General features: G+C 66.6%; 21 protein-coding genes, 2 pseudogenes and 1 riboswitch. Of the genes and pseudogenes, 11 read left to right on the top strand and 12 right to left on the bottom strand.

The genetic code is table 11. From position 1 onward, the window contains the following. From AC1DIM_RS16030 to AC1DIM_RS15980, 11 genes and pseudogenes are all read right to left on the bottom strand, one after another. Window positions 1–275: pseudogene (locus tag AC1DIM_RS16030) on the bottom strand (lipoyl synthase); the annotation flags it as partial. A gap of 13 nt (window positions 276–288) precedes the next feature. Further along, a complete protein-coding gene (locus AC1DIM_RS16025) occupies window positions 289–1,701 on the bottom strand; it encodes an L-serine ammonia-lyase (RefSeq protein WP_477711494.1) in 1,413 nt (470 codons plus the stop codon). A 113-nt stretch (window positions 1,702–1,814) separates the two neighbouring features. Beyond that, a complete protein-coding gene (gene glyA, locus AC1DIM_RS16020) occupies window positions 1,815–3,122 on the bottom strand; it encodes a serine hydroxymethyltransferase (protein ID WP_477711493.1) in 1,308 nt (435 codons plus the stop codon). Next, window positions 3,119–3,502, bottom strand: coding sequence for a glycine cleavage system protein GcvH (gcvH, locus tag AC1DIM_RS16015; protein ID WP_190987581.1), 384 nt, complete (start codon window positions 3,500–3,502; stop codon window positions 3,119–3,121). The genes glyA and gcvH overlap by 4 nt, the downstream gene beginning before the upstream one ends. A 187-nt stretch (window positions 3,503–3,689) precedes the next feature. Further along, window positions 3,690–4,802, bottom strand: coding sequence for a glycine cleavage system aminomethyltransferase GcvT (gene gcvT / locus AC1DIM_RS16010; RefSeq protein WP_477711492.1), 1,113 nt, complete (start codon window positions 4,800–4,802; stop codon window positions 3,690–3,692). Between the two features lie 10 nt (window positions 4,803–4,812). Further along, window positions 4,813–7,665, bottom strand: a complete 2,853-nt coding sequence (gene gcvP, locus AC1DIM_RS16005; protein ID WP_477711491.1) for an aminomethyl-transferring glycine dehydrogenase — start codon at window positions 7,663–7,665, stop codon at window positions 4,813–4,815. Between the two features lie 162 nt (window positions 7,666–7,827). Further along, window positions 7,828–7,925, bottom strand: a riboswitch (glycine riboswitch). Between the two features lie 194 nt (window positions 7,926–8,119). Next, complete coding sequence (locus AC1DIM_RS16000; protein ID WP_477711490.1) at window positions 8,120–8,494, bottom strand: LapA family protein; 375 nt, start codon at window positions 8,492–8,494, stop codon at window positions 8,120–8,122. Window positions 8,495–8,565: 71 nt separating this feature from the next. Beyond that, window positions 8,566–9,150: a histidine phosphatase family protein gene (locus AC1DIM_RS15995; RefSeq protein ID WP_477711489.1), complete on the bottom strand. Its 585-nt coding sequence runs from the start codon at window positions 9,148–9,150 to the stop codon at window positions 8,566–8,568. A gap of 83 nt (window positions 9,151–9,233) precedes the next feature. Then, the gene (locus AC1DIM_RS15990) at window positions 9,234–10,535 is read right to left on the bottom strand and encodes an alpha/beta hydrolase (RefSeq protein ID WP_477711488.1); all 1,302 of its coding nucleotides are present in this window, start codon (window positions 10,533–10,535) and stop codon (window positions 9,234–9,236) included. 179 nt (window positions 10,536–10,714) lie between these two features. Continuing rightward, a complete protein-coding gene (locus AC1DIM_RS15985) occupies window positions 10,715–11,800 on the bottom strand; it encodes a cation diffusion facilitator family transporter (protein WP_477711487.1) in 1,086 nt (361 codons plus the stop codon). Beyond that, the gene (locus tag AC1DIM_RS15980) at window positions 11,797–12,171 is read right to left on the bottom strand and encodes an ArsR/SmtB family transcription factor (protein WP_477711486.1); all 375 of its coding nucleotides are present in this window, start codon (window positions 12,169–12,171) and stop codon (window positions 11,797–11,799) included. The genes AC1DIM_RS15985 and AC1DIM_RS15980 overlap by 4 nt, the downstream gene beginning before the upstream one ends. Window positions 12,172–12,330: 159 nt before the next feature. On the opposite strand from AC1DIM_RS15980, the gene AC1DIM_RS15975 reads away from it, so the two are divergent. The 3 genes from AC1DIM_RS15975 to AC1DIM_RS15965 all read left to right on the top strand — a co-directional run bounded on the left by AC1DIM_RS15975 (window position 12,331) and on the right by AC1DIM_RS15965 (window position 16,087). Next, a complete protein-coding gene (locus AC1DIM_RS15975; RefSeq protein ID WP_477711485.1) occupies window positions 12,331–13,002 on the top strand; it encodes an arsenate reductase/protein-tyrosine-phosphatase family protein in 672 nt (223 codons plus the stop codon). A 182-nt stretch (window positions 13,003–13,184) separates the two neighbouring features. Then, complete coding sequence (locus tag AC1DIM_RS15970; protein WP_477711484.1) at window positions 13,185–14,294, top strand: LCP family protein; 1,110 nt, start codon at window positions 13,185–13,187, stop codon at window positions 14,292–14,294. Window positions 14,295–14,407: 113 nt separating this feature from the next. Beyond that, window positions 14,408–16,087, top strand: coding sequence for an alkaline phosphatase D family protein (locus AC1DIM_RS15965; protein ID WP_477711483.1), 1,680 nt, complete (start codon window positions 14,408–14,410; stop codon window positions 16,085–16,087). A 411-nt stretch (window positions 16,088–16,498) separates the two neighbouring features. On the opposite strand, the gene AC1DIM_RS15960 is transcribed toward AC1DIM_RS15965, so the two are convergent. Beyond that, window positions 16,499–16,837 (bottom strand): hypothetical protein, encoded by a 339-nt coding sequence (locus AC1DIM_RS15960; protein ID WP_477711482.1) that lies wholly within the window; start codon window positions 16,835–16,837, stop codon window positions 16,499–16,501. Window positions 16,838–17,079: 242 nt separating this feature from the next. Here AC1DIM_RS15960 and AC1DIM_RS15955 point away from each other — a divergent pair. From AC1DIM_RS15955 to AC1DIM_RS15920, 8 genes and pseudogenes are all read left to right on the top strand, one after another. Continuing rightward, window positions 17,080–17,352: pseudogene (locus tag AC1DIM_RS15955) on the top strand (hypothetical protein); the annotation flags it as partial. A gap of 22 nt (window positions 17,353–17,374) precedes the next feature. Then, on the top strand, window positions 17,375–18,319 hold the full coding sequence (locus tag AC1DIM_RS15950; RefSeq protein WP_477711481.1) for an NAD(P)H-hydrate dehydratase: 945 nt from the start codon (window positions 17,375–17,377) through the stop codon (window positions 18,317–18,319). 376 nt (window positions 18,320–18,695) lie between these two features. Next, window positions 18,696–20,969, top strand: a complete 2,274-nt coding sequence (locus AC1DIM_RS15945; RefSeq protein ID WP_477711480.1) for a S9 family peptidase — start codon at window positions 18,696–18,698, stop codon at window positions 20,967–20,969. Between the two features lie 173 nt (window positions 20,970–21,142). Continuing rightward, window positions 21,143–21,997, top strand: a complete 855-nt coding sequence (locus tag AC1DIM_RS15940) for a hypothetical protein (RefSeq protein WP_477711479.1) — start codon at window positions 21,143–21,145, stop codon at window positions 21,995–21,997. Window positions 21,998–22,114: 117 nt separating this feature from the next. Then, entirely contained in the window at window positions 22,115–23,698 is a 1,584-nt protein-coding gene (locus AC1DIM_RS15935; protein ID WP_477711478.1) for a sensor histidine kinase, read from the top strand. Beyond that, window positions 23,695–24,378: a response regulator gene (locus tag AC1DIM_RS15930; RefSeq protein WP_477711477.1), complete on the top strand. Its 684-nt coding sequence runs from the start codon at window positions 23,695–23,697 to the stop codon at window positions 24,376–24,378. Before AC1DIM_RS15935 ends, AC1DIM_RS15930 begins: the two co-directional genes overlap by 4 nt. Window positions 24,379–24,480: 102 nt before the next feature. Beyond that, complete coding sequence (locus AC1DIM_RS15925) at window positions 24,481–26,457, top strand: APC family permease (RefSeq protein ID WP_477711476.1); 1,977 nt, start codon at window positions 24,481–24,483, stop codon at window positions 26,455–26,457. Window positions 26,458–26,470: 13 nt separating this feature from the next. Further along, window positions 26,471–26,842, top strand: a complete 372-nt coding sequence (locus tag AC1DIM_RS15920; protein WP_477711475.1) for a hypothetical protein — start codon at window positions 26,471–26,473, stop codon at window positions 26,840–26,842. Window positions 26,843–26,892: the final 50 nt, after the last annotated feature.

The raw sequence follows: 26,892 nt of genomic DNA, 5'->3' as shown, positions 1-26,892 counted from the left end.
GTATCGATCTGGCAAAAATCACAGCGCCGGGTGCACTCGGAGCCGCCGATCAGGAACGTGGCTTCCTTGTCTTCCCAGCACTCAAAAATGTTCGGGCAGCCGGCCTCCTCACACACCGTGTGCAGGCCTTCCTTCTTCACCAGGTTCTTCAGCTGGACATACTCAGGACCCATCTGGACCTTGGCCTTGATCCACTCCGGCTTCCGCTCCACGGGGACAGCCGAGTTACGCTGCTCAACACGCAGCAACTTCCGGCCTTCTGGTGCCAGTGTCATCAGTTCTCTTTCCTTAGCATTCCACGACGTTGACGGCGAGGCCGCCCATGGCCGTTTCCTTGTATTTGGAGCTCATGTCCCTGCCGGTTTCGCGCATGGTCACAATCACTTCATCCAGCGACACGCGGTGTGTCCCGTCGCCCCAGAGCGCCATCTTGGCCGCGTTGATGGCCTTCGCCGCCGCGATGGCGTTCCGCTCGATGCAGGGAACCTGCACCAGGCCGCCGATCGGATCGCACGTCAGGCCCAGGTTGTGCTCCATCGCGATTTCCGCGGCATTCTCCACCTGCTGCGGTGTGCCGCCCATGACCTCCGCGAGCCCTGCCGCCGCCATTGACGACGCCGAGCCTACCTCGCCCTGGCAGCCCACCTCGGCGCCCGAAATGGACGCCTGTTCCTTGTAAAGCACCCCGACGGCACCGGCCGTGAGCAGGAACTTGACCACAACGTCGTCGCGGTCTTCCTGCGTGGCCTTGTCCATCCCGGGTGCGAAATGCAGTGCGTAATAGAGGACCGCGGGAATGATCCCGGCCGCGCCGTTGGTGGGCGCGGTGACCACCCGGCCGCCGGACGCGTTCTCCTCGTTGACCGCCAGGGCGATCAGGTTCACCCATTCCTGCCAGTACTTGGGGTCCCGGTCCTTGTCCTCCTTCAGGAGGCGTTCGTGCCAGTCAGGCGCACGACGGCGGACCTTCAGTCCCCCGGGCAGCAGCCCCTCGCGCTTGAGGCTGACTTCCACGCACTCCTCCATCACGGAGTAGATGTGCAGCAGCCCTTCGCGGATCTCCGCCTCGGTGCGGGAGGCGCGCTCGTTGACGAACATGACATCCCCCATGGACAGGCCCTTGGACTGGCACCTGCCCAGGAGTTCCGCCGCCGTCCGGAACGGCAGCGGCAGCTCCTTCTTGGACTCGTCGAGCTCCTTCAGGGCCGCGTCCTCTTCGCCTTCGCGGACAATGAAGCCGCCGCCAACGGAGAAGAACGTGGCCTTGTGGAGTTCTGCACCGTCTTTGTCGCTGACGGTGAAGGTCATGCCGTTGGTGTGCCGCGGCAGGATGGTCAGCGGGCGCAGGATGATGTCCTTGACGCCGTAGGGAAGCTGCACGCCTCCGCCTTCACCGGCGCCGGCCAGCTGCAGCATGCCAGTTTCCGCGATGGTGGCGAGCCGCTCCTCCACCTCGRCCGGCAGGATCTTTTCGGGGTGGTACCCCTCAAGGCCCAGCAGGATGGCCGTCATGGTCCCATGGCCGTGGCCCGTCGCCGCGAGCGACCCGTACAGGTCCACCCGCAGCCCGGCAACCCTGTCCAGGACGCCGGCGCCCCGGAGCTCTTCGGCAAACACCGCAGCAGCCCGCATGGGACCCACCGTGTGCGAGCTCGAAGGCCCGATCCCGACGGAGAACAAATCAAAGACTCCAACGGCCATGTGCGTTTCCTAACTAACTAATTCTTCGTGACCAGTCAGGAGTTTTTGTCCAGATAATGCGCCTAAAACAAGCAAAAAACGGCATTATCTGGACAAAAACTCCCTCGGTGGGGCTAAAGCCCCGGGTAAAGCGGGTGGGCCGAAGCGAGGACTTCAACCCGGTGACGCAGGCCGGAAAGGTCCGCGTCGGCGTCGGCAATCAATGCCTCGGCGATGATGTCCGCAACTTCACGGAACGCTGCCTCGCCGAAGCCACGGGTGGCCAGGGCGGGGGTGCCGATGCGGAGGCCGGAGGTGACCATCGGCGGGCGCGGATCGAACGGCACGGCGTTGCGGTTGACGGTGATGTCAATCGCGGCCAGGCGGTCCTCGGCCTGCTGGCCGTCCAGCTCGCAGTTGCGCAGGTCAACCAGGACCAGATGGACGTCCGTGCCGCCGGAGATCACGGAGATTCCCTTGGCGGTGACGTCCGGCTGGACCAGGCGGTCGGCCAGGATGCTGGCACCAAGCAAGACGCGCGCCTGGCGTTCCTTGAACTCCGGCGATGCCGCGATCTTGAAGGCCACGGCCTTGCCGGCGATGACGTGCTCCAGCGGTCCGCCCTGCTGGCCCGGGAAGACAGCAGAGTTGATCTTCTTGGCGATCGCGGGATCGTTGGAGAGGATGATGCCGCCACGCGGACCGGCGAGGGTCTTGTGCGTGGTGGAGGTGACAACGTGGGCGTGCGGCACCGGGCTCGGGTGCAGGCCGGCTGCCACCAGGCCGGCGAAGTGCGCCATGTCCACCATCAGGTAAGCGCCCACCAGATCGGCGATCCGGCGGAACTCGGCGAAGTCGAGCTGGCGGGCGTAAGCCGACCAGCCGGCAACGATCAGCTGCGGCTTGGTCTCCAGTGCCAGGCGCTCCACCTCGGCCATGTCAATGGTGTGGGTGTCTTCGCGGACCTGGTACGGGACCACGTTGTAGAGCTTGCCGGAGAAGTTGATCTTCATGCCGTGCGTCAGGTGGCCGCCGTGGGCCAGGTTCAGGCCCATGATGGTATCGCCCGGCTTGATCAGCGCGTGCATGACCGAAGCGTTGGCCTGGGCGCCGGAGTGCGGCTGCACGTTGGCGAACTCGGCGCCGAACAGGGCCTTGACCCGGTCGATGGCCAGCTGCTCGATGACGTCCACGTGCTCGCAGCCACCGTAGTAGCGCTTGCCCGGGTAGCCCTCGGCGTACTTGTTGGTCAGGACCGAGCCCTGCGCCTGCATCACGGCGACGGCGGTGTGGTTCTCCGAGGCGATCATTTCCAGGCCGTCACGCTGGCGGCCCAGTTCGTCGTTGATCTTGACGGCGATTTCCGGGTCCAGCGTGCTCAGGTCCGCGTCCAGGGACGGGGACACTACCTGCTCGAACGTGGCTTCCGTTGTGGTGCTCACAGTTCGCCGCCGTTGGCCTCGGCGTATTCCTGTGCGGACAACAGCGGGCCTTCTTCGGTCACGGTGACCTTGAACAGCCAGCCGGCACCGTACGGATCGGAGTTGATCAGTGCGGGATCGGCGACAGCTTCGTCGTTGATTTCGGTGACCTCGCCGGTGACCGGGGAGTACAGGTCCGAGACGGACTTCGTGGACTCGATCTCGCCACAGGTCTCCCCCGCGGTAACAGTGGAGCCAACCTCGGGCAGGTCGACGTACACAATGTCGCCCAGCGCCTCGGCGGCAACAGCGGACACGCCAACAACGGACGGACCGTCGCCGTCAGCGGCGATCCACTCGTGCTCAGCGGAGTACTTCAGTTCAGCGGCAACCTTAGCCATGTTGTCTATTCCTTAAGTTTGGAGTTCAAGAGTGAGAGAGCGTTCGGGGGTGGTTGGCTCGAGGGGCCCGGCGGCCCGGGGTTTGAGCTCAACCACCGGAGTTGGGGCTGGGGCTGGCATCCGGCAGCATGCGTCAAAGCGAGGAACGAGCAGCATGCAGAGGATGTCAGCCCCAGCCCCCGAAGGACTACTTGGCCCGCTTGTAGAACGGCAGGGCGATGACCTCGAAGGGTTCTGCCTTGCCGCGCAGGTCGACGTCCAGGGCGGTGCCCAGTTCGGCGTGCTCGACGTCGACATAGGCCAGTGCAACAGGGTACCCGAGGGTGGGGCTTGGCTGGCCGGAGGTGACTTCACCGACGACGTTGCCGTCCTTGAGGACCGGGTAGCCGCCACGGCCGGCGCGGCGGCCGAGGCCCTTCAGGCCCACGAGCTTGCGCTTGGAACCGGCAGCCTTGGCAGCCTCGAGGGCGGAGCGGCCCACGAAGTCGCCTTCCTTGGACTTGAGCGCCACAACGGGGCCCAGGCCGGCGTCGAACGGTGAACGCTCGAGCGAAAGCTCGTTGCCGTAGAGCGGCATGCCGGCTTCCAGGCGGAGCGAGTCACGGGACGCGAGGCCGCACGGGATGATGCCGAACTCTTCCCCTGCCTCGGCGACCTTTGCCCACAGGTCCGCGGCGTCGGCGTTCGGAATGAACAGTTCGAAGCCGTCTTCGCCGGTGTAGCCGGTGCGGGCCAGGATGACGTTGTGGCCGGCGATGGTGAGCTCGTTGAACGCGTAGTACTTCAGGTCGGTGACCAGGGCGTGCTGCGACTCGTCGGTCAGCTTGAGCAGGATGGCCTCGGCCTTGGGGCCCTGCACGGCGATCAGCGAGGTTGCCGCGGAGGCGTCGTCCACCTTCACGTCGAAGTCCGCGGCGCGCTCCGCCAGCGCGGCGGCAACGGTAGGTGCGTTGCCTGCGTTGGGGACCACGAGGTACTTCTCGTCACCGAAACGGTAGACGATCAGGTCATCGATGATGCCGCCGTCGGCGTTGCAGATCAGCGAGTACTTGGCCTTGCCGTCCGCGATGGCGGACAGCTTGCCCACGAGGGCGTAGTCCAGGAACGCGCCGGCTGCGGGGCCGGTAACCCAGACTTCGCCCATGTGGGAGAGGTCGAACAGGCCGGCGGCCTTGCGGACAGCGTGGTGCTCGGCCAGCTCGGAGCTGTACTTGAGGGGCATCTGCCAGCCACCGAAATCGGTGAAGGAGGCGCCGAGTTTCTTGTGCTCCTCGTAAAGGGCGGTGTAGTTCTCAGTCATGTCGGGATCCTTAGTCTTCAAACTCGGAAAGCGGCGGGCAGGAGCAGATGAGGTTGCGGTCCCCGGCTGCGCCGTCGATGCGGCCCACGGGCGGGAAGTACTTGTCCTGCTTGAGGTGGTGGACGGGGAAGACGGCCTGTTCGCGGGTGTATTCGCGGGTCCACTCGGAGGATACGACGGCGGACGCGGTGTGCGGTGCGTGGCGCAGCGGGCTGTTCTCCACGGTGAAGTCACCGGCGGCGACCTGGTCGATTTCCTTGCGGATGGTGATCATGGCGTCGATGAAGCGGTCGATTTCCACCAGGTCCTCGGACTCGGTGGGCTCCACCATCAGCGTGCCGGCAACCGGGAACGCCAGGGTGGGGGCGTGGAAGCCGTAGTCGATGAGGCGCTTGGCCACGTCCTCTGCGGTGACGCCCGTCTTGGCGGTCAGATCGCGGAGGTCCAGGATGCACTCGTGGGCCACGAGGCCGCCCTCACCGGTGTAGAGGACCGGGAAGTACTCGTTCAGGCGGGCCGCAACGTAGTTCGCAGCCAGCAGTGCGGACTTGGTGGCCTCGGTCAGGCCCTGCGCGCCCATGAGCTTCACGTAGGCCCAGGAGATCGGGAGCACGCCTGCGGAGCCGAAGTTCGACGCCGAGATGGCCACGCCGTGGCCCTCTTCGTGCGCTGCCTTGTTCGCATCGCCGGGCATGAACGGTGCCAGGTGGGCCTTGGCCGCAACCGGGCCAACGCCGGGTCCGCCGCCGCCGTGCGGGATGCAGAACGTCTTGTGCAGGTTCAGGTGCGAGACGTCGCCGCCGAACTTGCCCGGCTGGGCGAGGCCTACGAGGGCGTTCAGGTTGGCGCCGTCCACGTAAACCTGGCCGCCGGCCGCGTGGACCGCGTCGCAGATCTCGGTCACGTTCGAGTCGTACACGCCGTGGGTGGACGGGTAGGTGATCATGATGGCCGAGAGCGCGTCCTTGTGGGCCTCGATCTTCGCCTTCAGGTCGTTGTTGTCAATGGTGCCGTCCGCAGCGGTGGCCACCACAACAACCTTCATGCCCGCCAGGACGGCGGACGCGGCGTTGGTGCCGTGCGCCGAGGCCGGGATCAGGCAGACGTTGCGCTGCTGGTCGCCGCGGGAGCGGTGGTAGCCGCGGATGGCCAGCAGGCCGGCGAGCTCACCCTGGGAACCGGCGTTCGGCTGCAGGGACACCTGGTCGTAACCGGTGATCTCTGCGAGGTCCGCTTCCAGGCCGCTGATCAGTTCGCGCCAGCCCACAGTCTGGGAGTCCGGGGCGAACGGGTGGATGGAGGCGAATTCCGGCCAGGACATGGCTTCCATCTCGGCCGTGGCGTTCAGCTTCATGGTGCACGAACCCAGCGGGATCATAGTGCGGTCCAGGGCCAGGTCCCGGTCGGAGAGCTTGCGGATGTAGCGCAGCAGCTGGGTCTCGGACCGGTGCGTGTTGAACACCGGGTGCTGCAGGTACTCGGAGGTGCGGAGCACGTCCTGGGGAAGGTCGAAACCCTTCGCGTCGGCAACCGGACCGGCACCGAAGGCGACGGCGATGGCGGACAGGACGTCCGCCGTCGTGGTTTCATCAGCGGAGACACCCACGGTGTCCGCGTCGATTTCGCGGAGGTTGATACCGTGTGCCTGGGCGGCGGCGATGACCTTCGCGGCCTTGCCCGGAACCTTGACGGTGAGGGTGTCGAAGAAGGTGTCCGTGACCAGTTCGCGGCCTGCGGCCTGCAGCGTGGTGGCCAGGGTGCGGGCGTGGTTGTGGACGCGCTCGGCGATGGCCTTCAGGCCGTCCGGGCCGTGGTACACAGCATAGAAGGACGACACGATGGCCAGCAGGGCCTGCGCGGTGCAGATGTTSGASGTCGCCTTTTCGCGGCGGATGTGCTGCTCGCGGGTCTGGAGGGCGAGGCGGTAGGCGGGGAGGCCGGCGTCGTCCTTGGACACACCCACCAGGCGACCGGGCATGGAACGCTCCAGGCCCTTGGCAACGGCCATGTACGCGGCGTGCGGGCCACCGAAGAACAGCGGGACACCGAAACGCTGGGTGGAGCCGACGGCGATGTCCGCGCCCTGCTCACCGGGAGGGGTGATCAGCGTCAGTGCCAGCAGGTCAGCGGCAACCGTCACCAGCGCGCCGCGCTCCTTGGCTGCTGCGATGACGTCGGCGTGGTCGAAGACCCGGCCGGATACGCCAGGCTGCTGCAGGACGATGCCGTTGATGACGCCGTCGGGCAGGCCCTGGGAGAGGTCAGCGACCTCCACCTCGAAGCCGAGCGCTTCGGCGCGGCCCTTGACGATGGCGATGGTCTGCGGCATCAGATCCGCGTCCAGGACGGTCTTGCCGTCATGCGCGGTCTTGTTCTTGTTGGCGCGGCGCATCATGAGGACGGCTTCGGCCACGGCAGTGGCTTCGTCCAGCAGGGAGGCGTTGGCGATGGGCAGGCCCACGAGGTCCTGGACCATGGTCTGGAAGTTCAGCAGGGCTTCGAGCCGGCCCTGGGAAATCTCGGGCTGGTACGGGGTGTACGCGGTGTACCAGGCCGGGGCCTCGAGGACGTTCCGGCGGATCACGGCGGGCGTCACGGTGTCGTAGTAGCCCTGGCCGATCATCTGCACGGCCATCTTGTTCTTGGCGGCGAGTTTCCGCAGCTCAGCCAGGACCTCAACCTCGCTCAGGGCGTCCTGGAGGGCCAACGGCTTGGCCTGGCGGATGGAATCGGGAACGGCAACGTCCACGAGGCCGTCAACGCTGTCATAGCCAACAGCTTTGAGCATGGTCTCTATATCGGCCTCGCGGCGCGCACCGATATGCCGGTCGGCAAAGATGGAAGGGGACGACTGAACAGTCATGAAAGGAACTCCATAATTCAGGTGGCGTCCGCTGGGTACGCCACATTGATTCGGGTTCCTCTCCGCTCTGTATTGGACCTGAGAGTTTCCGCTCCACCTGCTTTTACAGGATGGCGCTTGCACCGTCGGTGAGCCCGTTGCCGGACTGCTTTCCAGAGTTGCCTAACCGCGGCGGTACGTGGGCCTGAGAGATTCCCGGAGAGGATTTGCTCCTACGGCGCCTGCGTAACGTACTGGCAGGACTCTCCCGCCGCAGATCAAAAGCCGCATCACAATAGTTCGTGACACGCCTCACAGCTTACTCGGAATCCTTTCGGCCCGCAATTTCTTGGACGGGGATGGTCGTCACAGCCCCACCGATTGCTCCGTAGCGGCCCTTTTGAGGGGTGATAAGGGCGGTTACGGAGCAATCGATGGAATCTGGGTCAGGCTCGGGCGTCGGTTTGAGAGGCGGTTAAGCGTCGATGCTCTTCCGCCGCCGTCTTTCGTTGTGCCGCAGCTGCAGGATGCGCGCTCCACCGGCGATGGCCACGAGGATCCCGCCCCCGACGGCAGCTATGAAGAACGCCACACCCTGCGCAAGGCTGCCCTCCCAGCCGAGAAACCTGACTGCGACCATGTCCTGGTTCTGGATAAAGAAAATGATCAGGAGCACCAACACCACGAGGCTGACTGCCACCGCACTCCAGATGACTGCGGTCCGGGTTGTGCGGGTCCTGTCAGCCGTACTCTTCGGAGCTGGGGTGGCAGGCGCTGTGGGTTGGGCCGCGGGCTGGGCAGCTGGGGTGGGAGGCAGGTCTGAAGGTCGCAGCGGTTCTTCTGAGCTCATACCGTCATTGTCCCCCTCCATCAAGGCTTTCGGGGCCAACCCGGCCGGTGACCCTGAAGGGCTTCGGACGGTCAGGCCCGGGCCTCGGCGGCCAGCTGCTCCCCGTTGTAGTACTCCAGCTTCCAGCCGTCGTCGACGTGGTGGTGGGCGAGGTTGAGCACGGCGTTGTCGATGCTGTGCAGGGTGCGGCCGATCGCGCGGCTGAGGCTCACCCTTAGGAGGGTGCCGTGGGCGACCACCAGGACGCGCCGGCCGCGGAACTCCTCGGCCAGGGCCTCCAACGCGGTCAGCCCGCGTCTCGCCGCGTCCTCTTCGCTTTCAGCGCCCTGGAAACCGCCCGGAATGCGCAGTGCCTCCAGCCCGGGGCCCGCCTGCATGCCTTCCGCCATTCCGAAGCTGCGCTCGGTGAGCTCCGGGACGTGCCGGGCGACGCTGAGCCCGAGCCCCGCCGCAATCAGGTTGGCCGTTTCCGCGGCGCGGCTGAGCGGCGAGGACACTACGGTGTCCCACTCGTGACCGGAAAGGTTGGCGACGGCGTCGCGCGCCTGGCCGCGGCCGACGTCGTTCAGTGGAATGTCAGTGGCGCCCTGGAGCCGGCGCTCGGCGTTCCAGTCAGTCTGGCCGTGGCGGACGAGGGCGAACGTCGTGAGGGTCATGCCTTCCATTGTCCCCGACGGCGGGAGGGTGCCGGGCACACAGCCGGGCAACCCCCTTACTACCAGCTCTGAAACGGCGTCAGCTACGGTGGCCCTGGCCGCGAGAGTCCGAGCCGCGGATAGAGGACTTCGAACCCCTTATTGAGGCCGCCGTTCAGCGCCCCGATGACGTGGCCGCCGTTGGGGACCTCATAGTTGGTGACGGTCATGCCCGCGGCCGTGGCAGCGGCCCCCAGCCGGCGGGATGCCTCCAAGTAAACGGGGTCGTCCGTGGATGCGGTGAAAATCGCGTCAGTGTCCGGGTACTTCCGCTGCTTCAGGATGTTGATTGGTTTTTCAGCGTCGTAGGCCGCCTGGTTGCCGCCAAACATTTCCCTGAGGTTCGTCTCGGGCTGCTCTGCGCCGGGGTATTCTTCACCGGATATGTCCAGCACATTGCCCCAGACCGAGGGGTACTTTGCGGCGAAGGAAATGGCGCACTGTCCGCCGTGGGAGTATCCGGCGATGGTCCAGTATTTCCTGTCGTCGATGATGTTCAGATGACTCCGCGCCCAGTCCACGACGTCGCGGTTGATGTACGTCTCGGGGCGCCCGTGGAGGGGCGAATCCAGGCAGAGGTTGTCAACGAAGGGGTCGCCCAGCTGGTCTGCCACGATGACGATCGGCGCCAGCCCATCATGGTGGGAAGCGTACTCATTCAGGACGGCGGCGACATATTGCGGGTCCGGGTTCCCGGGTTGCCCCATCATCAAAACCACCAGGGGAAGAGCGGGCGGGTTGGGAACCTGTGCGACAGGGGGAAGGTACAGCCCCGCCGGCCGCGCGGCAAAACCGGACTTCTGCGGCGGAATGGCAACCTGAGCGCTGGTGCCTTCGGCCGGCAGCTCCGCCGGCCGCTTCCAGCTCTCCCATAACGGGACTTGACTATGGACCTGCGTGTGGGGTTGCACGGGATCCAGCTCCACCTTCGGCGCCAGGGAAATTCCAAGGAAAGAGGCCACTGTGGGGTGCAGCCCGTAAAACGCGTTGATTCCCAACGTTGCGGTGACGGCAAAGACCAAGGCCCCCACGCAGGCAAGAGCCTTCCGCCAAGGACGCGATCCGCGCAGATTCGCCCCGCAGACTCCAAGCCCGGCGAAAAGAAGAATGACCCAGATGCGAACATGCCAACCAAGGGGGCCGCCAAAAGCGTTCATGAACCGTTCTGCCACCACCAAGGCCACGGCCCCGACGAGGGCGCCGGCAACCCCTGCCAGCCACGAAACTAACGCCACTCGCCGCGGGCGGCGCAGCAGAAGGACCACGGCGCAGACGGCACTGAGCACGTAGCAGACGAGGATCACAGGCCCCTCAACGATGTTGAGGGCCAGCAAGGATGAATCCATAGCACCTAATGAAGCGTCGGGCGGCCACCCGTCCCCCGCTCCCGGGCCTGTACCTACCCGGGCGTCCGCAGGGCTTGCCGGACCGCTGAACCAAGGCCGGGCTGCTCACCCGGTCACCCGCCGATGATACCGGGGCGGTCAGCCATTCATCGACTGGCCCGGCCAAGGCGAGCAGATCCTCAGCGGACACCACTGGCCGGACCGCGTTCCACCAGCGGTACCACCGTGACCGAGCCGAGGTTGCGCAGGGCGCCTCGCGCCTTCGCTTCCAGGCCATGCGCGACGGCGGCGAACTCCCCCAGGTGCGCCCCGGCGGCGGCCGGGACGGTGATCTCCGCGTGCAGCCGGTGCCCGCTCCACCGCAGACGCGAGGAACTTCCCGCCGGCGCGTTCTCTTCCACCAGTGCGGCGAGCCGGTCCGAAAGCGAAGGATCGACGCCGTCCAGTAGCCGGCGGCCGACGTCGCGGACCGTGCCCCACAACAGGACGCCGATGGCCACGGATATGAGCAGCCCCACGATGGGATCCGCGAGCGGGAAGCCCAGCCAGATGCCCACGACCCCGGCGACAACGGCCAGCGACGTAAACCCGTCCGTCCGGGCGTGGATGCCGTCCGCCAGCAGCGCCGCCGAACCGATCCGCCGGCCCACCCGGATCCGGTAAATGGCCACCAGTTCATTGCCGGCAAAGCCCACCAGCCCTGCCGCCAGCACCCAGCCCAGGTTGTGCACGGGCTGCGGCTCAAAGAAGCGGCGGATGGATTCGACGGCGGCAACCACCGCTGAAAGGGCGATCATGGCCACAATAAACAGGCCTGCCAGGTCCTCGGCCTTGCCCAGGCCGTAGGTGAATGTCCGGGAGGCCGGCCGGCGGCCGAGTACAAACGCGATCCACAGCGGGACCGCGGTGAGGGCGTCTGAGAAGTTGTGGACCGTGTCCGCCAGCAGGGCCACGGATCCGCTGATCAGGACGATGGCCAGCTGGAAGAGCGATGTGGCGCCGAGTCCAAGCAGGGAGATCTTGACGGCCCGGATGCCCTGGCTGCTGCTCTCCAAGGCGTCATCCACAGAGTCCGCGGAGTCGTGGGAGTGCGGGACGAACAGTTCCTGAAACCAGCCCTTGAGCCCGGAGGCGTGGTGGTGATCGTGGCCGTCGTGGTCGTGGCCGTCGCGGTGGTGCGCCTCCTCCTCGTGGTGAGGCCCGCCGTCGGGCGTTTCCGGGTGCACGTGCGGGTGACTTTCGGCATCGGCTTGCTGGTGGCTCATTCGCCGGCCTCCAGCGGCTCGTGCGGGGCCATGCCATGGCTCGGGGCTGCCCCCAGGGAATGTTCTGCCTGGTGGATCGCGTCGGCCACCAACTGCCAGGCGTGGCCGTTTTGCAGGCGGTAAAAGACCTTGGTCCCCTCCTGGCGGGTGGAGACCAGCCGTGCCAGCCGCATCTTGGCCAGGTGCTGGGACACGGCCGCGGCCGATTTTCCGGCAATCTCGGCGAGCGCGTTCACGGGAAGTTCCCCGTCACGGAGGGCCAGGATCAGACGCACCCGGGTGGCATCGGCCAGCATCGCAAAGACTTCCACAGCCAGCTCCACGTACTGGCTGTCCGGCGTCAGCTCATAAGCCTTCGTATCTGCATTCATACGCAGATAATGACATGGCAGCACAGTCTGGTTCAAGTTGAGGCAGGCTGCTACGGGCCCTCGGGGCGGGGCGTCGGGGCATCCCCGGGTCCACTCGTGTTAAGTTGAAAGATGCCCGGCCGTACCCGGTCCGGCGCCCCGGCTGGAAAGAGAAGTTCCGTGGAATCCCCCGCACCTGCCCCCGCCCCCGACGCCGCCCCCGTGAGAATCCTGACCGTCTGCACCGGCAACATCTGCCGTTCCCCGGTAGCCGAGCGGTTGCTGCAAGCAGGACTGGACCAGGTCATGCCGGGCGCGTTTGTGGTAACCAGTGCGGGGACCCGGGCCATGGTGGGCGACCCCATGCAGCCCCTGTCCGGGGACATCGTGCGCACCTTCGGCGGGAACCCCGACGGCTTTGTATCCCGGCAGCTGACCGGCAAGATCCTGCGCGGCGTGGACCTGGTGCTTACCATGACCTCCGGCCACCGCGGCGAAGTGCTTCAGCTGGACGCGTCCCTGCTCAAGCGCACCTTCACCATCCGTGAGTTCGCCCGGATGCTCGACGTCCTGGATGACCGCGCGGACGGGACCCCGGACCGGGCTGGAACGGTCGACGGCGGCGATCCCCTGAGTGCCAACACCGCACTGAGTGCCAACACCGCCTTCTGGCGCGGGCTGCCCGCCCGGGCCGCGTCCGTGCGGCACCTGTCACTGCCGGCGGATTCGGTCGAGAACGACATCATCGACCCCTACCGCCGCGGACCCGACGTCTACCGCCAGATGGAAGACGAGCTCGCACCGGCGATCATCTCAGTCCTCCGCCACGCCCGACTGAACGTGCCCGCATAACCCGGCACGCCGGCGTCGTACGCCCAGTCCCCGGCGCGCAGAGCAACGCGGGGTCACTCCCTGCCGCTCAGAGGCCTCGGAAGGCGCACGAGGTGACCCCGCGTTTGGGTCAGGTCAAGTGTTAGCAAAACGACACACTCCTGCCCATGGCGGGAACCGGGCCCGGTGGCGGACACTAAGTCATGGTGAGCACCCCAAGCGGTCCTGATCGCATCGGCCCCGGCACTCCGGGCCACGAAAATGCGGCCCCTACAGGGCTGAAACGGCGGCGCCTGATCGCGGCCGTGTTGTCCCTCCTGCTGGTGGCGGCGGTGGCGGTCTCGGCCCTCGTCTTCAGCCGGCCGCCCGCGGAGGTTGCTGCGCCCGCACCCGCGGCCACGGACACTCCGACGCCCACGCCTTCCGAGACGACGACGCCGCCGCCTCCGCCCGCACCCGCGCCCCCGCCGCCGCCGGAGCCCATCGCCGAGCTCCCGGCAGTTCCCATGAACATTCTGTTGATCGGCAGCGACAGCCGCGCCAACGCCAGGGACCAGGCCGGCATCACCCAGTCCACCGGCGAGTACCAGGACCAGCGGGCCGACTCCATGATGCTGGTCCACGTCCCCGCAGACCGGCGGAGCGTGCAGGTGGTCTCCATCATGCGGGACCTGTGGGTGAACATCCCCGGCTACGGCACGTCCAAGATCAACGACAGCCTGTCGGTGGGAGGCATGCCCCTGGCAGCACAGACCGTGAGCCAACTGACGGGCACTCCCATTGACCACACCCTCATGCTGGACTTCAACGGGTTCAGGGCACTCACGGACGCGCTGGGCGGCATCGACGTGGACGTCACCCTGCCGTTCCAGGCCTCGTTCGACACCCATCACGTCTTCACCCAGGGCATCAACCACCTCGATGGCCAGGCCGCGCTCGAGTTCTCCCGCGAGCGCTACGCCTTCACGGACGGCGACTACCAGCGGGTCCGGAACCAGCAGACGTTCCTCCGCGCCATCCTCGCCCGGCTGACCAGTGCCAGCGTCCTCACGGACGTTACAGCCCTGCGGGGCCTGGTGAACTTCGCCGGGAGCTACCTCACCGTGGACCAGGGCTTCGATCCAGTGGGCGTGGCCGTCCTGGCCTACGCGATGCGCGGCATCGACCCCAACAGCTTCGTGTCCCTCACCCTGCCGACCGCCGGAACGGGCACAGTTGCCAGCGGAGCCTCGGTGGTGTTCCCCGACTACGGCGGGATCGCCCAGATGTCCGCGGCGTTGCGTGAAGGACGGCTGCCCGAGTACGCGAGATAACTTCGGGCGCCGCCGCAGGGGCCGTCGCGGCCGCCGGAGCTGTTCAGGCGCGGCACATCAGGCGTTCACCTGCGGGTGGGCGTCTGTGTGCCCGCTGCGTGAAGGGTGGAGGCATGACTGAACTTTCGCGCCGCACCATTGTCAAGGGATCCGTCCTCGCCGCCGCCCTGGCTGCCGCACCCACAGCCGCCCAGGCCGCCGCACCCGGCAGCCCCACGCCGTCGGGCATCCCGCTGGTCCGCAACCGGCTCACCCTCCCCAGCGGGATCGCCACCGGCGACGTCACCGCCGATTCCGCCGTGCTGTGGTCGCGCGCCTCGGGTCCCGGCCGGATGCTGGCCACCCTCCGGGCCGTGGACGACGGCGGCGCCACACTGAGCGGGCGGGGCGCCTTTGAACGGACCCTCCGCGGCCCCCGCGCCACCCAGGCCTCCGACTTCACCGCCAAGATCCATGCCGGCCACCTGCCCGCCAACACCCGCTTCGCCTTGGAAATGAGCTTCGAGGATGAGAACGGCGCCGCGGGGGAAACCATCAACGGCACCTTTCGCACGGCCCCGGACACCGGGACCTTCAAGAGCGGCACCAAGGGCAACGGAGGCGCCAAAGCCGACGGCTCGCCGTCGGCCGTCCAGAGTTTCGTCTGGACCGGCGATACCGCCGGCCAGGGCTGGGGCATCAACGAGGAACTCGGCGGGATGCGCGGCTACCGGGCCATGCACCAGACGCGCCCGGACTTCTTCATCCACTCCGGCGACACCATCTACGCCGACGGCCCCATCGCCGCAACGGTGGTGGAACCGGACGGTCAGATCTGGCGGAACCTGGTCACGGAAGAAGTGTCCAAGGTGGCCGAAACCCTCACCGAATTCCGCGGCCGGCACCGCTACAACTCGCTGGACGCAAACATGCGGGCCATGTTCGCGGACGTCCCCGTGATTGCCCAGTGGGACGACCACGAGACCCACAACAACTGGTACCCGGGACAGATCATCGACGACGCCCGGTACACCGTCCGCGACGTCAACACCCTCGCCGCCCGCGGCCGGCAGGCGTGGCAGGAGAACATGCCCATCGCGGACAGTTCGGCGCTGTGGCGCCCGGGAACGTTCGACGACGGCGGGCAGTACAAGCCAGCCCGCATCTACCGGAAGATCAGCCGCGGCCCGCAACTGGACATCTTCTGCCTGGACATGCGCACCTTCAAATCCCCGAACACGGACGGGAAGGAAGCGTACGCCACGTCCATCCTGGGCCAGGAACAGGTGGACTGGCTGATCCGCGAAGTGTCAAAGTCCAAGGCAACCTGGAAAGTCATCGCGGCCGACCTGCCCCTGGGCATCGTGGTCCCGGACGGCCCGGTGAACGAGGAAAGCGTCTCCAACCGCGACAACGGCGCACCGCTGGGCCGCGAACTCGAGATCGCCGGCGTGCTCAGCGCCTTCAAGCGGAACCGGGTCAAGAACGTGGTGTGGCTGACCGCCGACGTGCATTACTGCGCCGCCCACCACTACTCCCCCGAGCGCGCCGCGTTCACGGACTTCGATCCGTTCTGGGAGTTCGTAGCGGGCCCGATTGCCGCGGGTTCCTTCGGGCCCAACGCCATGGATGGGACGTTTGGCCCCGAAGTGGTGTTCGCCAAGGCCGGCCGGACAGTGAATCAGTCCCCGCGTGACGGCGAGAGCCAGTTCTTCGGGCACGTCCAGCTGGGTGGAGACAACTCCTTCACTGCCAGCCTCCGCAACGCCAACGGCGCCACAGTGTTTTCGAAAGTGCTGACCCCGGAAAGGTAGCCGGTCCTGTAGTGGAACACTGCTGGCCCCCGGCTCGAGCCGGGGGCCAGCTGTGTCAACTCCCGGGTGGTCAACTCCGCGTGGGGTCCGGGTGCAGTGGCGCCGGCCCGGGATCCGGGATGGGCAGCGGACCGGGCGGTTCCGGCGTCGGAACGGGGCTGGGCCTGGCGGGTCCCGGGTGGCCGGGATAGGTGGGGTCCGGTGTTAACGGGTCAGGCCCGGGCTCCGGCGGAAACGGCTCGGGTTCGTGCACTGGCGGGATGGTCATGAAGCTTCCCCTCTCACGCTGGGCGGATGCGCCTTTGCGTGATCAGGATACGCCCGCCTACCGAGTTTGATCTATCAGATATGGTCCCTCTGCCGGCCGTTTGGGGACCAAAAGTGATAGAGCAACGAAGGGGGATACGGCATTTACGCGGGGCGGCGAAGGTGGTGCGGTTGATAAGCGTTCAGGTCGCTGGCATCGCGCATGACCGGGACGGCGAAAGTCACCACCAGGCGGGCCTCGGCGGCGTCGGTGGACCGGATCGTCAGGCTCCTGGTGCCGGCCGGCACGGAAGGTGTGAACACCTGCAGGTTCCGCGAGCCCAAACTGGCGGAGTCCTGCAACGTGTAGGCCGTGCCCCAATGATCCTCGACGGCGATTTCGGGGGCCGCTCTGCCGGCCCCGGATTCGACATGTATGTTGACCACCAGGCAGGTGCTCCAGACCTCCACGGAGAGTACCGTGAAGTCTGCAGCACTGGTCATGTGCCGCCCGAATGTGGGCGGCAGGAGCATCTGGCGGAGGGTGCCTTTCGGTATTAGGTTTCTCATCATCGACCCCAATTAACAAAGTGTGCTTTCTATTACTGCGCGGTAATGAAGCCCTGTCAAGGGTCTGGCTGAGTACTTTGTGGCAACCCACATTGAGTGTTATCCGAAGCTTAAAGTGGGTACGCCTCAAATAGGGTCCGCACCGGCAGGGCCGCACGACGACGGGGTGGTTGGTCTTGGGAAACAGCGGTTTGAGGCAGGCGGTCGGGAAGCCCGGGGCCGTGGAGCTTATCCTGGTCCGGCATGGTGAAAGCGGAGGCAACGTGGCGGCCACCAAGGCCAGCCGCGCCGGTGCCGACGTGATCGACGTCCCCGCCCGCGAATTCGGCATCCCGGACATGCTCACCGCCCAGGGCGTGGAGCGGCGGCTCCCGGGAGAAGCCGACCGACGGTGCTGGCTGGGCAAGTTTTACTACCGTCCGCCCGGCGGAAAGTCCTGCGTCGAGGTCACCGAACACACAGGGGATGCCAGTGTCCACCCCCGGTAGCCAGTCTGCCGGTTCGCGGGCGACGCCGGTCACGCAGTCACTCCTGCGCGGCTGGCCGCTGCCGTCGGCCGGGGAGGACAAGTACTCCCGCGGCTCGGTGATGGTGATCGGCGGCGCCCGGGCTACGGCGGGCGCCGCCCTGCTGGCCGGAATCGCAGCGCTCCGGGCCGGGGCCGGGAGGCTCACCTTGGCCGTCGCCGAATCTGTGGCCACGCAGCTTGCTGTCAGCTTCCCGGAGGCCGGCGTCATAGGACTTCCGGAAACCGGGGACGGCTCCGGGCGGGGCACCGGGCTGGAGCCTCTTCAGGGGGATCTCGAGAGTACCGACGCCGTTCTGATCGGGCCGGGACTGGACAATGCCGGCCGTACGGAGGACGTGCTCAGGACCCTGCTGGAATGGGATGACGACGGCGGCAGCACGGGCGCAGGCTTCGGAACCGGCGGTGCCACCATCATTCTGGACGCATACGCCGTGGGCTGCCTGCCGAGGTTGGGGAATGCTTTGCAGCCGTGGCACGGGCGGCTGATCCTCACTCCGAATCCGAAGGAGGCAGAGATCCTGCTGGGCCGGGAGGTGGACCAACTGGAGGCGGCTGTGCGCGAGATTGCGGGGCGGTACCAGGCGGTGGTCAGCTGCCAGGGCTTCATCGCGCGCCCACCTGACTGGCAGGGGCCGGAGGGTGCCGAGCTGTGGGAGATCACCACCGGCTACGGCGGACTGGGCACGTCCGGCAGCGGGGATGTTCTGGCCGGCACCATCGCCGGGCTCCGCGCACGGGGTGCCAGTGACGCCCAGGCCGCATGCTGGGGAACGCACCTTCATGCGGCCGCGGCCGACAGGCTCGCCAGCAGGCTGGGTCCGCTGGGGTTCCTGGCCAGCGAACTCACCGACGAACTGCCGGCGCTCATGCTGGAGCTGGCTACCTGAGTCCAGGCTGCTCATAGGGATGGCCCCCGGCACGGCCGGGGGCCACCTTATCGGAAGGGTCACCCGCAAACTGCCGATGCGCTATCTGGCGCTGTGGCGTGCCCAACGGGCTAGCCGCCCTCAAGAGGCAGATGAAAAAGAACGCGTCCGGATCCTCCCGGTAATGCCGTTTTAGCACTGCACCGAGTATCGATCAAGGGGTCCCCGCGAGTAACTTAGGGCCCCTCCGGCCCACCCCAGTTGCTCTATCACTTATGGTCCCTCTGCCGCCGGTTTGGGGACCAAAGGTGATAGAGCAACGGGGGTGGGAAGGGCGGCCGCTACCCCGGTAGCGAACGGGCGTGCCCTTGCCGGCGGGGGTATCTATATTGAAGGAATGACTCAGACTCCGCTGCAGGATTCCGCCGGCTCCTCCCCCGATTCCGCCGCCACCTCCGCTGACGCCACTGGCGCCAGCAGTCTCCGGCCGCCGGTCGCCAAGAAGGTCCCCCACGAGCGGACCCACCACGGCGATACCTTCGTGGACAACTACGAGTGGCTGCGCGAAAAGGAATCCGCCGAGGTCGTCGAGCACCTGAAGGCCGAGAACGCGTACCAGGAGGCGGTCACCGCGCACCAGGAGCCGCTGCGGGAGGCCATCTTCCAGGAAATCAAGGGCCGCACGCAGGAGACAGACTTGTCTGTCCCGAACCGTAAGGACGGCTGGTGGTACTTCAGCCGCTCGGCGGAGGGCAAGGAGTACGGCATCCAGTGCCGGGTCCGCGCCGAGGACACCGGCAACCCCGTGGCCGACTGGGCTCCCCCGGCGGTGGAGGCCGGCGTCGAAATCCCGGGCGAGGAATTACTGCTGGACGGCAACGTGGAGGCCGAAGGCAAGCCGTTCTTCTCCGTGGGCGGCTCGGCCGTCACCGTGGACGGAAACCTCTTCGCCTACGCCGTGGACAACGCCGGCGACGAACGCTTCACCCTGCACATCAAGGACCTGCGGACCGGCGAGCTCCTGCCGGACGTCATCGAGAACGTCTTCTACGGTGTCAGCTTCTCCCCCGACGGCACCCGCATCTTCTACACGGTGGTGGATGATTCCTGGCGCCCCTACCAGGTCAAGTCCCACGTGCTGGGCACGCCCGTCACCGACGATGAGGTGATCTACCAGGAGGACGACGTCGCCATGTGGCTGGGCTTTGAGCTCTCCTCTGACAGGCGTCACCTCGTGCTCGGCATCGGCTGCTCCGAGTACAGCGAGACCCGGCTGCTTCGTTTTGATGACCCGACGGCGGCCCTGGCCACCGTGATTTCGCGGGACGAACGCGTGCTCTACGAGGCCGAACCCTTCCTGCTCACCGGCCCTGACGGCGGAAAGCAGGAGCGCATCATCATCACGCACAACCGGAACGCCGTGAACTCCATGGTCTCCCTGGTTGACCCGACCGAGCTCACCAAGCCGCTCGCCGAGCAGCACTGGAGCACCGTCGTCGAACATTCCGACGACGTCCGCGTCAACGGTGCCGGAGTCACCTCCACGCACCTGATCGTCTCCGTCCGCAAGGACACCATCGAGCGGGTCCAGGTGATGGGGCTTTCCGGGCTGGGAACCCCGGCGCAGGAGGCACCCGTGGAACCCGCCTTCGACGAGGAACTGTACACGGCCGGCGTCGGCGGATCCGACTATGAGGCGCCGGTGATCCGGCTGGGTTACACGTCCTATTTCACGCCGTCGCGCGTCTACGATTTCGTCCTTCCCACCCCGGCACAGTCCGCCGGCGAACTGCTGCTCCGCAAGGAAAGCCCGGTGCTGGGCGGCTACTCCGCTGCCGACTATGTGGCCAGCCGGGAGTGGGCCGACGCCCCGGACGGCACCCGCATTCCGCTCTCCGTGCTGCGGCACAAGAGCATCACGCAGGATTCGACGGCGGCGGGCCTGGTGTACGGGTACGGCTCGTATGAGCTGAGCATGGACCCCGGCTTCGGCATCGCGCGGCTGTCGCTGCTGGACCGCGGGGTGGTGTTTGTCATCGCCCACATCCGCGGCGGGGGTGAGCTGGGGCGGCACTGGTACGAGGACGGCAAGAAGCTCACCAAGAAGAACACCTTCACGGACTTCGTGGCCGCCACCGACTGGCTCGCGAACTCGGGCTGGGTGGATCCGGCCCGGATCGCGGCCATGGGCGGGTCCGCGGGCGGCCTGCTGATGGGCGCCGTGGCCAACCTGGCGCCGGAAAAGTACGCCGCGGTGGTGGCGCAGGTGCCGTTCGTGGACCCGCTGACGTCCATTCTGGACCCGGAGCTTCCACTGTCCGCCCTTGAGTGGGAGGAGTGGGGCAACCCCATCACCGACCCTGAGGTGTACGCCTACATGAATTCCTACTCGCCGTACGAAAACGTGAGGGAGGTGGCCTACCCGAAGATCGCCGCGGTGACCTCCTTCAACGACACCCGCGTCCTCTACGTGGAGCCCGCCAAGTGGGTCCAAGAGCTGCGAAACAAGACCACCGGCACAGCGCCGATCGTGATGAAAATCGAAATGGACGGTGGCCACGGCGGCGCGTCGGGCCGGTACGTCCAGTGGCGCGAGCGGGCGTGGGACTACGCGTTCATCGCCGATTCCCTCGGCGCGGTTGAGCTGTTGCCGGGAGCCGGCCTCAAATAACCCCACCGGTTGCTCCGTAACGGCCGTTATCAGCGGCCATAACGGCAGTTACGGAGCAACCGGTGACGAAAAAGGTAACCAGGCTTACCATTGTCTGATGCAGTGCTGTCCGCTGGGGGCAGATCAACCCGCGCCGGACTCGAGGTGACGTGAGTATGGTTGCCCAGCAGTTGATGACAGGACTCTGGCGGGAATTCCGCGGTAAGGCAGGGCCAAGTTTCGTTGCCCTGGCGGCCGCTGCGGCCCTTCTGGCCGGACTCACGGGGGCGTCGTGGCCCGACGGCGGGACGTACCGTTCCGCCCAGCAGTCCGAGCGCGTAACGCTGGCAGACGCCACCCCGCCGGTGGTTCCGCAGTCCGGTGCCGTGCCCCGGGACGGGAAAGCCGGCAGCACCGTTGAACAGGCCATGCGGACCGTACCTGCCGGCTGGAAACGTCCGGCGCCGCGCTGGGCGTTCCCTTTCGCCCGGCCGGCCGTCCCGCAAGGGGACGGCAACCAGGCCCTGGCGGTGAACACCACCGACGGCTCAGCGGCCTACAGCGCAGAGTTCGATTTGGTCTGGGCCGAAGACGGCGATCCGGTGACGACGAGCAACGAAGCGTATGCTTTCGCGAACTGCACAGGCTGCACGGCCGTGGCCGTGGGCTTCCAGGTGGTCCTGATTGTGGATCACCCCCATGTCATAGCTCCGGAGAACCATTCCGCGGCCGTGAACTACAACTGCCGGGAATGCCACACCCAGGCGCTGGCCAGCCAGTTGGTCCTGACTGTGGGAGGCTGTGGGCTCAGCGATGACGGGATGGAGCAACTGTCAGCACTGTGGGCCGAAATCGACGAGTACGGAAACAACCTTCGGAACGTCCCGCCTTCGGAGATCCAGTCCCGGCTGGAGGCGTACAAGGCGCAGATCATCGCCATCGTCCAGTCCGATCCGAGTGCCAGGGAAGACGGCAGCGCCACGTCCACCAAAACCGGCGACGGCCAGTCCACTGCGCCCTCCACACCGGCACCGACGCGGCACGCATGAGGCGATCCGCCGCCGTCGTCCGCTCCGGGCGTTGAGGAACCTGTGCCCCTGCAACTCAACCACGGAATCCGACAAAACCCGGCCACGCGGCGCCCCGTCAACTGACAGACTGTCCATGTGGCAAGGGAAACTCATCGCATAGTGCCGGTCGCGGCTCCCGGCGTGGGCAAAACCTTCACGAGGCTGCCCAAAACCGCCCCGCTGATGCTCGGTCGCGCCCGGACAACGGCAGGTTTCATTCTTGCCGTGCTCCTGCCGGCACTCGCCACAGCAATGCTTTCCCGTGCCCCGGACCTCAACCTTGCCACGCACGTGCTGGTCCATCTGACCGGGGTGATGGCCGTGGCTTTCATCGGCGGCCTCTGGCCGGCGGTGGTGGCTGCGCTCCTGGACGCCCTGCTGCTCAACTACTTCGAGACGGACCCGGTAGGGACGTTCAGCATCAAGGATCCGCAGAACATTTTCGCGCTGCTGGTCTTCCTTGGCTCAGCAATTGCGGTGTCCCTGCTGGTGGGGCTCTCGGCCAGGCGCGCCCGCGAAGCCGCCCGTGCGCGCTCCGAAGCGGCAATTCTGGCTGACCTGGCCCGGGATGCGCTGATCGAGGATGATACGGTGGCGGCCTTTCTTAACAAGGTCCGGAAGACCTTCCAGGTCCCGTCGGCAGGGCTGTTTACCTTGCGTGCGGATGCCCTGCGTACGGATACCGGCGAAGACTGGGCGCTTCAGGCCTACTCCGGCAAGGCACCCCCGCCGTCCCCCGGTTCCGTTGATCCCGCCGCCGGTGCCGTTGAACGTGCGGACCCGGCGACTGCGCTGGTGGTCGCCGGCCGGGCCCTGACCGCCGGAGACCGGCGGCTGCTGACGGCATACGGGTCCCATCTCCTCCTGCTGCGGCAGCGTCAGTCACTCCAGCTCAAACTGAGTGAGACGGCGAAGCTGGCTGAGGGCAACAGCATCCGGACGTCCATTCTGCGCGCCGTAAGCCACGACCTGCGGACACCCCTCGCAGGAATAAAGCTTGCCGTCACGGCCCTGCGGCGCCAGAATAAGCGGCTCCCGGAGGAGGTCAAGGCCGAGATGCTCGAAACCATCGAGTCGTATTCAGACCGCCTGGAGTCCCTGGTGGGCAACCTCCTCGACATGTCCAGGATTTCGAGCGGATCCGCGGCACCGCTCACCGCGGCCGTGACCTGGCGCGATGCCATCGAAGAAGCGCTGCGGGGAATCCCCGGCGGGGCCATCAGGGTGGATCTCGCCCCGAACATGCCCCTCATCGACGCCGACCTGGGCATGCTGGAGCGCGTCATCGCCAACATCGCAGAGAACGCTTTGAAATACGCACCAGGTTCCGACGTCGCCATAGTGGGCCCCGCCGGCGGATCCGCAACCGCCACCATCGACGGGCGTCCCTGCGGCGAACTGAGGATCGTGGATCACGGCCAGGGAGTTCCCGCCGCGAATGTCATCACCATGTTCGAGCCCTTCCAACGCCTCGACGACGCCCCGGACGGCCTCGGAATCGGCCTGGGCCTTGCCGTCGCAAAGGGTTTCACCGAGGCAATGGGCGGCCAGTTGTCCGCCGTACCGACTCCCGGCGGTGGACTGACGATGGTCATCCGGCTCCCTCTCTCCAACGGACTGGAGAACGCCCACGTTAGGTCCCCGGATGAAGGACGCTCCACAGAAGGCCGTGGGCGATGAGAACAGTCCTCGTCGTCGACGATGAACCCCAGCTCCTGCGGGCGCTGCAGGTCAATCTGCATGCCGAGGGATATACGGTGCTTACCGCCCTGGACGGAGCCGCCGCCCTCCAGCACGCCGAAAACAGCCGGCCGGACATCATCGTGCTGGACCTTGGCCTGCCGGACATCAACGGGGTGGACGTCATTACCAGGATCCGCCGCTCCAGCACCACACCGATCATTGTGCTGTCTGCCAGGCACGGATCCGTGGACAAGGTCCGGGCCCTCGACGCCGGAGCCGATGACTACGTGACCAAGCCGTTCGGGCTGGACGAACTCCTTGCGCGCTTGCGGGTGGCCGAGCGCCGGCTCAGTTCGTCCGACGGAGGCGAACAACCCAGGACCATCGACGTCGGGGATTTCCAAGTGGACCTGGCCAGCCAGAAGGTGGTCCGCGACGGAGCACCGGTACGGCTTACCCCGCGGGAGTGGGCCATCCTGCAGCTGCTGGTCCGCAACCCGGGACGGCTCATCACGCAGCAGCAGATGCTGGCGAAGATCTGGGGTCCGGGCTACAGCAACGAAACCCACTACCTGCGGGTGTACATGGGGCAGCTGCGCCGCAAGCTTGAAGCCGACCCGGCCCGGCCCAGGCACCTGCTCACCGAGGCCGGCATGGGGTACCGCTTCGAGCCGTAAATGATTCGTCAATAATTTCGTCTTTCCCGGGCCGCCATATTCCGCCGGTGTTAGCTTCGGAGTGTGATCGCGGGTGCGTGTGTGCGGCCCGGAAAGGACTCCATGACCACGCTAAGCAGGACCCCGACAGACCCGTCGGCCCAGCGTCCGCACGGCAGGACGGCCCTGCGGAACTGGCTGCTCTTCGGGCTGCAGGACAGCAAGGGTACGCATCAGGGCCCGGGCGGCGTCACCACCGCCCACGAAAAGAAGCACACCTGGTGGCAGGTCATGTGCCTGACCGGTGTGGACTACTTCTCCACCCTGGGCTACCAGCCCGCCATCGCCGCCCTTGCCGCGGGCGTCATCTCCCCGCTGGCCACCATCGTGCTGGTGGCCGTCACCCTGCTCGGCGCGTTGCCGGTCTACCGGAGGGTGGCCGGGGAAAGCCACCGCGGTGAAGGCTCCATCGCCATGCTGGAGCGGCTTCTGCCACGCTGGAGCGGCAAACTCTTCGTCCTGGTCCTGCTGGGCTTCGCAGCGACGGACTTCATGATCACCATGACCCTGTCCGCCGCCGACGCCACCGCCCACCTGATCCAGAACCCCCTGGCCCCCGGCTGGCTGGCGGGACAAAACATCGGCGTCACCCTCTTCCTGCTGGCGTTGCTCGCGGCCGTGTTCCTGCGCGGGTTCAAGGAAGCCATCGGCGTCGCGGTTGTCCTCGTGGTCATCTATCTGGGGCTCAACGCCGTCGTCGTTGTCCTGACGCTGGCGGAAGTATTCACCCACACCGTTGCCGTAGCCGACTGGTGGCAGGCACTGACCACCTCTCACGGCAACCCGTTCATGGTGATCGGCATCGCGCTGCTCGTCTTCCCGAAGCTGGCGCTCGGCCTGTCGGGTTTTGAAACCGGGGTGGCCGTCATGCCGCAGATCCGGGGAGCGGAAACCGACACCGAGGCGAACCCCGCGGGCCGGATCAAAGGCGCCCGGCGGCTGCTGACCACAGCCGCGGTGATTATGAGCGCGTTCCTGATCACCACCTCCTTCATCACCGTGGTGCTGATCCCGCAGGAGGAATTCCAGCCCGGCGGCCAGGCCAACGGCCGGGCCCTGGCCTTCCTGGCGCACGAATACCTGGGCGTCGGCTTCGGCACGGTCTACGACATCAGCACCATCGCCATCCTCTGGTTCGCGGGTGCTTCCGCCATGGCCGGGCTGCTGAACCTGGTGCCGCGGTACCTGCCGCGCTACGGCATGGCGCCGGGATGGGCCAAAGCCGTTCGTCCCCTGGTTCTGGTGTTCACTGTGATCGGGTTCGTCATCACCTTCCTGTTCAAGGCCGACGTCGATGCCCAGGGCGGCGCGTACGCCACCGGCGTGCTGGTGCTGATGACATCGGCATCTGTGGCGGTCACGCTCTCCGCCCGGCGCAGCCGGCAGCGCAAACGCTCAGTCGGGTTCGGCGTCATCGCCGTGGTTTTCATTTACACCACCGTCGCGAACATCTTCGAACGCCCCGAAGGCATCCGAATCGCCGCGGTCTTCATCGCCGGGATCATCATCATCTCCCTGCTGTCGCGGATCCGCCGCTCCTTCGAACTGCACGCCACCCATGTGCACATGGACCGGCAGGCACTGGAGTTCATGTCTGAGGTGGTGGACGGGCCCCTGGCCATCATTTCCCACGAACCGCTCCGGACCAGCGCTGCCGCGTACGAGGACAAGCTCACCTCGGCGATCGAAGTCAGCCATCTTCCCTTGGACCACCAGGCTCTGTTCCTGGAAGTGATCGTGGACGACTCCTCGGACTTCGAGACCGAACTGCAAGTCCACGGCGTGGAACGGCACGGCTACCGGATCCTGGAAGTCCACGGCCCCGTGGTTCCGAACACCATCGCCTCGGTGCTGCTCCACATCAGGGACGTGACCGGGCTGATGCCCCACATCTATTTCCGCTGGACTGAGGGGAATCCGGTGACGAATCTCCTGCGGTTCCTGTTCCTCGGCGAGGGCGAGATCGCTCCCGTCACCCGGGAAGTCCTGCGCGAGGCCGTGCCGGAGGTCACCAACCGCCCCTGGGTCCACGTGGGCTGAGCGGAGTGTCCCGATGAACTGGCGTGACGTGGACGGAGCGGGCGGGGTCAGGTTCGCAGCTCCGCCGGAGGACGTAGTAGGGTTCCAGGGCCGCGGCGTGGACGGCACCGCGTATTTGCCCCGGGGCGGCATCTTGTTCCTGGACGCCGCCGGCGATCCCTGGTGGGTCATCTTCCAGGAATCCCCCGGCAACTATTCCCGCCGGGCCCTGGTGCGCGGTGACGTCCTGGCCTGCAGCGAGCACCACGACGAGCTGGTCCACGTTCGTATCCTGGCCGCAGACGTGCTCCGCGCCGACGCCGACGCCGCATTCCGGCAGAACGCACCGCTCAGCTTTGAGGACGCCGCCGAAGTTGCCGCCCGCATCCCCCGCCCCGGCGGCTGAACCCACCGCGTGATCGCTCGCCGCCCGGGCCGGGAGGGGCCTCATCCATT

The organism is Pseudarthrobacter sp. 01T43 (assembly GCF_056398665.1).
This window is presented reverse-complemented; position numbering and strand designations above follow the sequence as displayed.

Bases quoted from the DNA above. Each gene is read 5' to 3' on its own strand.
- AC1DIM_RS15960 (WP_477711482.1), bottom strand. From the start codon at position 16,837: ATGACCAGTGCTGCAGACTTCACGGTACTCTCCGTGGAGGTCTGGAGC.
- AC1DIM_RS15970 (WP_477711484.1), top strand. From the start codon at position 13,185: ATGGTGAGCACCCCAAGCGGTCCTGATCGCATCGGCCCCGGCACTCCG.
- AC1DIM_RS15980 (WP_477711486.1), bottom strand. From the start codon at position 12,171: ATGAATGCAGATACGAAGGCTTATGAGCTGACGCCGGACAGCCAGTAC.
- AC1DIM_RS15990 (WP_477711488.1), bottom strand. From the start codon at position 10,535: ATGGATTCATCCTTGCTGGCCCTCAACATCGTTGAGGGGCCTGTGATC.
- AC1DIM_RS15925 (WP_477711476.1), top strand. From the start codon at position 24,481: ATGACCACGCTAAGCAGGACCCCGACAGACCCGTCGGCCCAGCGTCCG.
- AC1DIM_RS15940 (WP_477711479.1), top strand. From the start codon at position 21,143: ATGACAGGACTCTGGCGGGAATTCCGCGGTAAGGCAGGGCCAAGTTTC.
- gcvT (WP_477711492.1), bottom strand. From the start codon at position 4,802: ATGACTGAGAACTACACCGCCCTTTACGAGGAGCACAAGAAACTCGGC.
- AC1DIM_RS15920 (WP_477711475.1), top strand. From the start codon at position 26,471: ATGAACTGGCGTGACGTGGACGGAGCGGGCGGGGTCAGGTTCGCAGCT.
- AC1DIM_RS15930 (WP_477711477.1), top strand. From the start codon at position 23,695: ATGAGAACAGTCCTCGTCGTCGACGATGAACCCCAGCTCCTGCGGGCG.
- AC1DIM_RS15995 (WP_477711489.1), bottom strand. From the start codon at position 9,150: ATGACCCTCACGACGTTCGCCCTCGTCCGCCACGGCCAGACTGACTGG.
- AC1DIM_RS15945 (WP_477711480.1), top strand. From the start codon at position 18,696: ATGACTCAGACTCCGCTGCAGGATTCCGCCGGCTCCTCCCCCGATTCC.
- AC1DIM_RS16000 (WP_477711490.1), bottom strand. From the start codon at position 8,494: ATGAGCTCAGAAGAACCGCTGCGACCTTCAGACCTGCCTCCCACCCCA.
- AC1DIM_RS15965 (WP_477711483.1), top strand. From the start codon at position 14,408: ATGACTGAACTTTCGCGCCGCACCATTGTCAAGGGATCCGTCCTCGCC.
- gcvH (WP_190987581.1), bottom strand. From the start codon at position 3,502: ATGGCTAAGGTTGCCGCTGAACTGAAGTACTCCGCTGAGCACGAGTGG.
- AC1DIM_RS15985 (WP_477711487.1), bottom strand. From the start codon at position 11,800: ATGAGCCACCAGCAAGCCGATGCCGAAAGTCACCCGCACGTGCACCCG.